General features: G+C 57.2%; 9 protein-coding genes. All 9 read right to left on the bottom strand.

Going from position 1 to position 7,258, the window contains the following annotated elements:
- Window positions 1-103: 103 nt before the first annotated feature.
- The 9 genes from dsbD to secY all read right to left on the bottom strand — a co-directional run bounded on the left by dsbD (window position 104) and on the right by secY (window position 7,246).
- Window positions 104-2,062: a protein-disulfide reductase DsbD gene (dsbD, locus tag J0O65_RS14290; protein ID WP_215407632.1), complete on the bottom strand. Its 1,959-nt coding sequence runs from the start codon at window positions 2,060-2,062 to the stop codon at window positions 104-106.
- Between the two features lie 156 nt (window positions 2,063-2,218).
- Window positions 2,219-2,611: a 50S ribosomal protein L17 gene (gene rplQ / locus J0O65_RS14285; RefSeq protein WP_034753219.1), complete on the bottom strand. Its 393-nt coding sequence runs from the start codon at window positions 2,609-2,611 to the stop codon at window positions 2,219-2,221.
- A gap of 133 nt (window positions 2,612-2,744) precedes the next feature.
- Window positions 2,745-3,722: a DNA-directed RNA polymerase subunit alpha gene (locus tag J0O65_RS14280; protein WP_008444343.1), complete on the bottom strand. Its 978-nt coding sequence runs from the start codon at window positions 3,720-3,722 to the stop codon at window positions 2,745-2,747.
- Between the two features lie 112 nt (window positions 3,723-3,834).
- Window positions 3,835-4,458: a 30S ribosomal protein S4 gene (rpsD, locus tag J0O65_RS14275; protein ID WP_071325659.1), complete on the bottom strand. Its 624-nt coding sequence runs from the start codon at window positions 4,456-4,458 to the stop codon at window positions 3,835-3,837.
- Window positions 4,459-4,716: 258 nt separating this feature from the next.
- On the bottom strand, window positions 4,717-5,121 hold the full coding sequence (rpsK, locus tag J0O65_RS14270) for a 30S ribosomal protein S11 (RefSeq protein WP_010394475.1): 405 nt from the start codon (window positions 5,119-5,121) through the stop codon (window positions 4,717-4,719).
- Between the two features lie 17 nt (window positions 5,122-5,138).
- Entirely contained in the window at window positions 5,139-5,504 is a 366-nt protein-coding gene (gene rpsM / locus J0O65_RS14265; protein ID WP_046681666.1) for a 30S ribosomal protein S13, read from the bottom strand.
- Between the two features lie 14 nt (window positions 5,505-5,518).
- Window positions 5,519-5,632 carry a 50S ribosomal protein L36 gene (gene rpmJ / locus J0O65_RS14260; RefSeq protein WP_010394471.1) on the bottom strand — a complete coding sequence of 38 codons (114 nt, stop codon included), beginning with the start codon at window positions 5,630-5,632 and terminating at the stop codon, window positions 5,519-5,521.
- Between the two features lie 42 nt (window positions 5,633-5,674).
- Window positions 5,675-5,893, bottom strand: a complete 219-nt coding sequence (gene infA, locus J0O65_RS14255; protein ID WP_005663428.1) for a translation initiation factor IF-1 — start codon at window positions 5,891-5,893, stop codon at window positions 5,675-5,677.
- An 18-nt stretch (window positions 5,894-5,911) separates the two neighbouring features.
- Window positions 5,912-7,246, bottom strand: coding sequence for a preprotein translocase subunit SecY (gene secY, locus J0O65_RS14250; RefSeq protein ID WP_010394438.1), 1,335 nt, complete (start codon window positions 7,244-7,246; stop codon window positions 5,912-5,914).
- Between the last annotated feature and the right edge of the window lie 12 nt (window positions 7,247-7,258).

Here is a 7,258-nt window from a genome sequence, read left to right as displayed (position 1 = left end):
GCAAAACCAAAGCGCTATGCCACGCGCATTCTACGAAAACCTGCTTAACTGAACGGCATTACTGCGATGCAGGCTTTTTCTTATTGACGAGACAAGTGACCGCTTACTGTCCGTCGAGCTTGCGCAAGGAAGCCAGGAAGGTGGCCGCGTTCTGGAAGCCGATCACGCGCGACTGGGCGATTTCCTGCCCCTGCGGGTTGAACATGATGATGCCAGGCGGGCCGAACAGCTGGAAGCGCTTCAGCATGGCCTTGTCGTCCGCATCATTGGCCGTCACGTCCACCTGCAGCAGCACGGCGTGCCCCATCTTCTCGCGCACGGCGGGATCGACAAAGGTCAGCTTTTCCATCTCGATGCACGACACGCACCAGTCCGCATAAAAGTCCAGCAAGGCCGGCTTGCCATTCAACTGCGCCAGCGCCGCGTCGAGCTGCGCCACGGTTTTTACGCGCGTAAACGGTTGCGCGTGCACCTGGCCACCGCCCAGGTGCGCCAGCGGCGCCAGCGGGTCGCGGCCACCGCTGGCCACGCCGACCAGTTGCATCGCACCCAGCACGGCAAAGACGAGGCCGAAGGCCTTGGCGATCCACGCGTTCTGCGCACCGCTCCTGCCCACCAGCAGATACATGCCGTAGCCGACGAACAGCACCGTCCAGCCCAGCATCTGCACGGCGCCCGGCAGCACGGGCGAGACCAGCCACCAGGCCACGCCCAGCTGCAGCACGCCAAAGAAGCGCTTGACGGCGTCCATCCAGGCGCCGGCGCGCGGCAGCAAGGTGCCGGCCGAGACGCCCACCAGCAGCAAGGGCACGCTCATGCCCACGGCCATGGCGAACAGGGCGCTGCCGCCGATGACGACGTCGCGCGTCTGGCTGATGTACAGCAAGGCGCCGGCCAGCGGCGCGGCCACGCAGGGCCCCACGATCAGGGCGGAAATGGCGCCCATGATGAACACGCCTGCCAGGCGGCCCGACGATTGCTGGTTCGATACGGACGTCAGCTTGCCTTGCAGGAAAGCCGGCACCTGCAATTCATAGAAACCGAACATCGACAGCGCCAGGCCCGCCATCAGCAAGGCAAAGAAGCCCAGCACCCACGGGTTTTGCAGCTGGGCCGCCAGGCCTTCGCCCGCCAGGCCGGCCGCCACGCCCAGCGCCGTGTAGACGATGGCCATGCCCAGCGCGTAGGTCAGCGACAGCAGCAAGCCGCGCGAGCGGCTCACCTTGGCGCCATCGCCGATGATGATCGACGACAAAATCGGCACCATCGGCAGCACGCACGGCGTAAATGCCAGGCCCAGGCCCAGCAGCATGAACAGCGGCACGATGACGAGCAGCTTGCCGCCCTTCAGCGCCGCTTCGATCTTGCCCGTCTCGCTTTGCGCGGGGGCGGCGCTGGCCGCTGCGGGCGCGGGCGCTGCCGCGACCAGCTCGGGCGTGCTGGTGATATCGGCCTGGGGAATGCTCATCACGGACACGCCAGGCGACGCCTGCGCCTGCGGGCCGTTGACGGCCGCCGTGTCGACTGCGGGCGCAGCCGGCAGGGCGAATTTCGACGGCAGGCCGGCGCCTGGCGCCATGCTCTGGCCCCCGCCAGCGCCCACCAGCTGGGCCGTCGCGTCCTGCGGCGCATAGCACAGGCCCTTGTCGGAGCAGCCCTGGCCCGTCGCCTTCAGGGTGAACGCGCCGGCCGCTTCCACGGGAATCGTGATGGTCAGCGTCTTGCGGAAGGTTTCCACATTCTTCTGGAAGGTGTCGTCAAACTTGACCTTGCCAGCCGGATACACGGGCGTGCCCAGCCTGGCGCCCACGGCCTCGAACTTGAAGCGCTCGTGGTACATATAGTAGCCGTCGGCGATCACGTAGGTGACGGCGATGGTGGACGGGTCCTGCATGCGCGCGGAAAACTTGAACGCCAGTTCGGGATCGAGGAATTCATCGTCGGCGCGGGCTTGGCTGGCGCCAAAGATGGCCATGGCCAGCAACAAACAGGTGGCAAACCAGATCAGCAGTGAATGCAGTGGGGCGGCGCGCGCGGTGGCGCTGGAGGGGAAACGGGACATGAACTACCTTTTCAACCATTCGACAGAGGACGCGCGGGGCGTGCAGTGGCTGCAGGGCCGGCGCGAAAGAAGAATAGTACACCGCAGCAAGGATAGCTGCAGCAGAAAACAAAAAAGCCAGGCTAGGCCTGGCTTTCTTAGATGCGATTACTGGGATTACTCGCCAGCAACTTCAACTGCTTCGGTCGTATCTGGACGATCCATCAGTTCAACGAACGCCATAGGAGCGTTATCGCCGACGCGGAAACCCATTTTCAGGATACGCACATAACCACCGTTACGGTTGGCGAAACGTGGGCCCAGTTCAGCGAACAGCTTGACGACCATTTCACGGTCGCGCAGGCGGTTGAAAGCCAGACGCTTGTTTGCCAGGGAGTCGGTTTTGCCCAGGGTCAGAATTGGCTCGACAACGCGGCGCAGTTCTTTTGCTTTTGGCAGGGTGGTTTTGATCGCTTCGTGACGCAGCAGCGATACTGTCATGTTGCGCAGCATTGCCAGACGGTGGGACGAGGTACGATTCAGTTTACGGAGGCCGTGACCGTGACGCATGATAAATCCTTTCGGTGAGTGTTTAAATTCCAGCTCTTCGATCAATGAGGCAAAAGCTTCATCGCGGGCCGGTTTGGTGCTACAAAATAAAAGCCTGGGACACCTGTCCCAGGCAGTTTGCTACAACTACGAATTACTTTTCCAGGCCGGCAGGCGGCCAGTTTTCCAGCTTCATGCCCAAGGTCAAGCCGCGCGATGCCAGCACTTCCTTGATTTCGTTCAGGGACTTGCGGCCCAGGTTTGGCGTTTTCAGCAGTTCGTTTTCCGAACGTTGGATCAGGTCGCCGATGTAGTAGATGTTTTCCGCTTTCAGGCAGTTTGCCGAACGCACGGTCAACTCCAGGTCGTCGACTGGACGCAACAGGATAGGATCGACCAGCGGAGCGCGCGATGGCGCTTCGGCGGCAGCTTCCGTGCCTTCCAGGGCGGCGAACACATTCAACTGGTCCACCAGGACGCGGGCCGACTGGCGGATCGCTTCTTCCGGCGAGATCACGCCGTTGGTTTCGATGTTGATGATCAGCTTGTCCAGGTCGGTACGCTGTTCGACGCGGGCCGATTCAACGAAGTACGATACGCGGCGCACTGGCGAGAACGACGCATCGAGGATGATGCGGCCGATGGTCTTGTTCGTGTCTTCCGACAGGCGACGCACGTTACCAGGAACGTAGCCGCGGCCTTTTTCAACCTTAATCTGCATGTCCAGCTTGCCACCGGCGGTCAGGTGGGCGATCACGTGGTCAGGGTTGATCAGTTCGACGTCATGCGGCAGGTCGATGTCGGAGGCCAGGATCGCGCCTTCGCCTTCTTTTTTCAGGGTCAGGGTTACCGAATCGCGGTTGTGGACTTTGAAAACCACACCCTTCAAGTTCAGCAACAGATCGACGACGTCTTCTTGCACGCCATCGAGGGAGGAATATTCGTGGACGACGCCAGCGATCGTCACTTCGGTCGGCGCGTAGCCCACCATCGACGACAGCAGAACGCGGCGCAACGCGTTACCCAATGTGTGGCCATAGCCGCGCTCGAACGGTTCCATCACGACCTTGGCGTGACCTGCACCGAGAGCTTCAACATCGATAATACGTGGCTTCAACAAACTGTTTTGCATGAAATGTCCTTTTCAATACCCTCGGCTCATTACACCGATAAGGCTGATGGCATTAGTGAAACGCCCACTTTACAAATTGCAAAGTGGGCGGGAATCTTGCTACTGACTACTATTAACGCGAGTACAGCTCGACGATCAGCGATTCGTTGACGTCGTTAGCAATTTCGTTACGCTCTGGCAGGGACTTGAAGGTACCTTCCATTTTCTTGGCATCAACCGAAACCCAGCTAGGCATGCCAACTTGTTCAGCCAGCGACAGTGCTTCAACGATACGCACTTGCTTTTTCGATTTTTCACGAACAGCGATGATGTCGCCAACTTTGACCGCGTACGAAGCGATGTTCACAACGATACCGTTCACGGTGAACGCTTTGTGGCTGACCAATTGACGCGCTTCAGCGCGGGTCGAGCCAAAGCCCATGCGGTAGCAAACGTTGTCCAGACGCGTTTCCAGCAACTTCAACAGCGTTTCGCCGGTGTTGCCTTTACGACGGTCTGCTTCAGCGAAGTAGCGGCGGAATTGACGTTCCAGCACGCCGTACATGCGCTTGACTTTTTGCTTTTCGCGCAGTTGGTTACCGTAGTCCGAGGTGCGGGCGCCGGATTTGACACCGTGCTGGCCTGGCTTGACGTCCAGTTTGCACTTGCTGTCCAGCGAGCGACGTGCGCTCTTCAGGAACAGGTCTGTACCTTCACGGCGGGAAAGTTTTGCTTTAGGTCCGATATAACGTGCCACGATACTTCCTTTTTTTAAATGATAACGCCCCAGCCACATGCATGATCAAACACACTGATGCGGTTAGGCGCTAGTCTGATTTGGTTTCAATCAGACGGTGGCTGAAAACGAAAAACCCGTCAAACAGAATTTGACAGGCAAGAACAGCCGGGCAGTATAACCGTTTCCGGCCCCCTGCTCCAGCGTTTTCACACAACTGTACTGAGTTACAACAGACAGCAAAGCAGCTGGCGCCGAAGCGCCCTCTGCAACACTATCTTAGATACGACGACGTTTCGGTGGACGGCAACCGTTGTGCGGTACCGGCGTCACGTCCTGGATCTCGGTGATCTTGATGCCCAGGTTGTTCAGCGCGCGAACGGCGGATTCACGACCAGGACCTGGGCCCTTGATACGTACTTCCAGGTTCTTTACGCCACACTCAACAGCCACTTTACCAGCGGCTTCCGCGGCGACCTGCGCTGCGAATGGGGTCGATTTACGCGAACCCTTGAAGCCTGCACCGCCGGAGGTAGCCCACGACAAGGCATTGCCTTGACGATCGGTGATGGTAATGATGGTGTTATTGAACGAAGCGTGGACATGTGCGATGCCTTCAGCGACGTTCTTTTTAACTTTTTTACGCACGCGTGCTGATGCGGCGTTATTTTGCGACTTAGCCATAATTATTCCCTAGCGGATTATTTTTTCAGCGATTGAGCGGCTTTACGCGGTCCCTTGCGGGTACGTGCGTTCGTACGCGTACGCTGGCCACGGCAAGGCAGACCCTTACGATGACGCATGCCGCGGTAGCAACCCAGATCCATCAAACGCTTGATGTTCATGGACAGTTCACGACGCAGATCGCCTTCGACGATGAATTTACCTACTTCATCGCGCAGTTTTTCCAGTTCGCTGTCATCCAGATCTTTGATCTTTTTGTTGGTTGCTACACCGGTCGATGCACAGATTTTCTCTGCGCGTGGACGGCCCACACCGTAGATGGCCGTCAGGCCGATAACGGTATGCTGATGATTTGGGATATTAACCCCTGCAATACGTGCCATTTGTTATTCCTCGATTAACCTTGACGCTGCTTGTGACGTGGTTCCACGCAGATTACGCGGACTACGCCTTTGCGCTTGATGATCTTGCAGTTGCGGCAGATCCGCTTGACTGATGCGAGAACTTTCATTTTTGGGCTCTTTCTTTCGCTTCTTTGGTTTGATTCAGTGTGTTACTTGGTACGGAACACAATGCGGGCTCGGCTCAGGTCGTACGGCGTCAACTCCACCGTCACCTTGTCTCCAGGGAGAATGCGAATATAGTTCATCCGCATTTTACCTGAAATATGCCCGAGCACCACGTGTCCGTTCTCCAGCTTCACTCGAAATGTTGCATTTGGGAGATTCTCAAGAATCTCGCCCTGCATCTGTATGACGTCGTCTTTTGCCATTCGGTATGTTTACCGCGCTTAACGCGTCGGAATTCCGCCCTTGAAATTTGCTTTGCGCAGCAGCGAATCATATTGCTGCGACATCACGTAGTTCTGTACTTGCGCCATGAAATCCATGGTGACAACTACAATAATCAATAAAGAAGTACCGCCGAAATAGAATGGTACTTTCCACTGGGCTTGCATAAATTCCGGCAATAAACACACCAGGGTGATGTAGACTGCGCCGGCAAGTGTCAAGCGTGTCAGGATCTTGTCGATGTAACGGGCTGTCTGCTCGCCTGGACGGATCCCGGGGATGAACGCACCGCTTTTCTTCAAGTTATCCGCTGTTTCCTTGCTGTTAAAGACCAGCGCTGTATAGAAGAAACAGAAAAACACGATCGCCACTGCGTACAACAGCGCATGGATAGGCTCACCAGGCCCCATCGATGCTGCCAAATCTTTCAAGAACCGCACCGCAGGGTTAGCGTTGTCGGCGCCCTTTGAAAACCAGTCCACGATAGTGGCCGGAAACAAGATGATCGAAGAAGCAAAGATCGGCGGGATCACGCCGGCCATGTTCAGCTTCAACGGCAAATGGCTGGTTTGACCGCCATAAATCTTGTTGCCTACCTGGCGCTTCGCGTAATTGACCAATATTTTGCGCTGACCACGTTCGACGAATACGACGAAGTACGTCACCAGTGCTACCAGGATCACGATGAAAATCGCGCTGAAGCTGCCGATCGAACCATTCGACACCTGAGTGAACAAGCCACCCAGCGCCGACGGCAGACCTGCTGCAATCCCGGCAAAAATGATGATCGAGATGCCATTACCCAAACCACGCTCGGTAATTTGCTCACCCAACCACATCAAAAACATTGTTCCGGTCAACAAAGTGACGACCGTCACGAAGCGGAATGCAAGACCAGGTTCCAACACCAGACCAGCTTGCGACTCCAGTGCGACTGCAATGCCCAACGCTTGGAACAGTGCCAGGGCAACCGTGAAATACCGGGTGTACTGGGTGATCTTGCGACGACCTGCTTCGCCTTCTTTTTTCAACGCTTCCATCTGCGGTGACACGATCGACAGCAATTGCATGATGATCGAGGCCGAGATATAAGGCATGATACCCAGCGCAAACACTGTAAAACGAGACAAGGCACCGCCCGAGAACATGTTGAACATGCCCAGGACGCCGCCTTCGTGCTCCTTGAACAGCGAGGCTAATTGTGTCGGGTCAATCCCGGGAACCGGGACGTGAGCACCGATACGATAAACCACCAATGCGCCAAGCAAAAACCAGAGCCGTCCCCAAGGGAAACCGGCCGCTGCACTTTTAGCAAGTTGTGGATTAGTCGCCAATTTTCGCTCCGA

It is taken from the genome of Janthinobacterium sp. JC611 (assembly GCF_018682595.1).
Lineage (GTDB): Bacteria > Pseudomonadota > Gammaproteobacteria > Burkholderiales > Burkholderiaceae_D > Janthinobacterium.
Note: the sequence above shows the minus strand (reverse complement) of the source record. Positions and strands in the feature narration are given on the sequence as shown.

Excerpts from the sequence above, each read along its gene's own strand:
- rpsK (WP_010394475.1), bottom strand. The coding sequence starts at position 5,121 with ATGGCTAAGTCGCAAAATAACGCCGCATCAGCACGCGTGCGTAAAAAA.
- dsbD (WP_215407632.1), bottom strand. The coding sequence starts at position 2,062 with ATGTCCCGTTTCCCCTCCAGCGCCACCGCGCGCGCCGCCCCACTGCAT.
- rpmJ (WP_010394471.1), bottom strand. The coding sequence starts at position 5,632 with ATGAAAGTTCTCGCATCAGTCAAGCGGATCTGCCGCAACTGCAAGATC.
- rplQ (WP_034753219.1), bottom strand. The coding sequence starts at position 2,611 with ATGCGTCACGGTCACGGCCTCCGTAAACTGAATCGTACCTCGTCCCAC.
- rpsM (WP_046681666.1), bottom strand. The coding sequence starts at position 5,504 with ATGGCACGTATTGCAGGGGTTAATATCCCAAATCATCAGCATACCGTT.
- infA (WP_005663428.1), bottom strand. The coding sequence starts at position 5,893 with ATGGCAAAAGACGACGTCATACAGATGCAGGGCGAGATTCTTGAGAAT.
- J0O65_RS14280 (WP_008444343.1), bottom strand. The coding sequence starts at position 3,722 with ATGCAAAACAGTTTGTTGAAGCCACGTATTATCGATGTTGAAGCTCTC.